General features: G+C 66.4%; 1 protein-coding gene. It reads right to left on the reverse strand.

The window, feature by feature from the left end:
* Positions 1-1076 (reverse strand): NAD(P)-binding protein (locus tag EN884_RS36765; RefSeq protein WP_206617765.1); only part of this gene is annotated, 1076 nt, incomplete at both ends.

Here is a 1076-nt window from a genome sequence, read left to right on the forward strand (position 1 = left end):
GCACCACGGCGTCCGCGGCGATGTCAAATTGGCTGCCCGTATAGGCGCACGCCGTGGCAACACCGCCCGGCACGATGCGCGTCACAGTCCGGTTCAGCACGATCTCGACGCCGAGTTCGGCCAGCCGGCGATGGACGGCGCCCTGCTCCAGCGTGTTGCGGGTCCAGTCGGATACATAGGCCGACGGCGTCACCAGCGTCACCTTCGCGCCCTGGCGCGCCATCAGCTCGGCCAGAACGCCACCCATGTAGTAGTGGTCGTCGTCGAACAGCACGACACTGCCGGTCGGCACAGTGCCGGCCATCAGATCGTCCGGCGTGTAGACCGGCATGGCCGGGTCGATCGGCATCGGCACGACATGCGCGCGCGCCACGCCGTCTCGGCGCCATGTCGAGCCGGTGGCAAGCGCAATGTTCTGAAAGCCGAAGTCCAGTATCTCCTGCGCCGACAATCGGCTTTCGAAATAGACGTCGACATTGGACATCTGGCTGATCTGGTACTGGCGGTAGTCGCGCACGCGTCCCCATGCCGAGAGACCAGGCAAGCGGCACTCGCGCGCCACGCGGCCGCCAAGTTCGGTGCCGGCCTCGGCGATGGCCACCTGATAGCCGCGCAGGCCGAGCGCACGCGCCGCCTCCAGCCCGGCCGGGCCGGCGCCGACGATCAGCACGCTGTCGCTATCGCCCTTGGCCTGCATGCGTTCGGGATGCCAGCCCTTGCGCCATTCCTCCATGAAGGTCGGGTTCTGCGTGCAGCGCGAGATCGACATGGTCATGTCGCCGGTGATGCAGATGTTGCAGCCGATGCATTCGCGAATGTCCTCGATGCGCCCCTCCTCCACCTTCTTCGGCAGGAAGGGATCGGCAATCGATGGGCGCGCGCAGCCGATGAAATCCAGCGTGCCGGACTTGATCATCTTCACCATCACATCCGGCGAGGTGAAGCGACCGACGCCTACGACCGGCTTCGAGGTCAGTTTCTTGATGCCGGACACCAGGCTCTCCTGCGCGCCCTCCTCCTTGAACCGCGACGGCCCGGAGCAGTCCTCCCAGGCGCCATGCGCCAGGTCCCAGAGG

Source organism: Mesorhizobium sp. M7A.F.Ca.AU.001.01.1.1, from assembly GCF_004022735.1.
Lineage (GTDB): Bacteria > Pseudomonadota > Alphaproteobacteria > Rhizobiales > Rhizobiaceae > Mesorhizobium > Mesorhizobium ciceri.